Here is a 535-nt window from a genome sequence, read left to right on the forward strand (position 1 = left end):
CGATGGCCAAGGCGAAGTTTGAGCGGAACAAGCCGCACTGCAACATTGGGACGATCGGCCATGTGGACCATGGCAAGACGTCGTTGACGGCGGCGATCACGAAGGTGCTGGCGAAGTCGGGCGGCGCGTCGTTCACGGCGTACGACCAGATCGACAAGGCTCCTGAGGAGCGGGCGCGCGGCATCACGATCTCGACGGCGCATGTGGAGTACGAGACGCCGAACCGTCACTACGCGCATGTGGATTGCCCCGGGCACGCGGACTACGTGAAGAACATGATCACGGGCGCCGCGCAGATGGACGGCGCAATCCTGGTGGTGTCGGCGGCCGATGGCCCGATGCCGCAGACGCGCGAGCACATCCTGCTGGCGCGGCAGGTGGGCGTTCCGGCGCTGGTGGTGTTCCTGAACAAGATGGACCTGGCGGATCCCGACCTGGTGGAGCTGGTGGAGATGGAGGTGCGCGAGCTGCTGTCCTCCTACCAGTTCCCGGGCGACGACATCCCCATCATCAAGGGTTCGGCGGTGGCCGCGCT

Annotated in this window: 1 protein-coding gene; it reads left to right on the plus strand. The window is 65.8% G+C overall.

Annotation, left to right across the window (positions count from 1 at the left end):
- Positions 1-2 precede the first annotated feature (2 nt).
- The coding region (locus EJV46_RS11280; protein ID WP_131548764.1) for a GTP-binding protein at positions 3-535 on the plus strand (533 nt) is incomplete at its 3' end.

The sequence above is a fragment of the Roseococcus sp. SYP-B2431 genome, assembly GCF_004336745.1.
Taxonomy (GTDB): Bacteria; Pseudomonadota; Alphaproteobacteria; order Acetobacterales; family Acetobacteraceae; genus Roseococcus.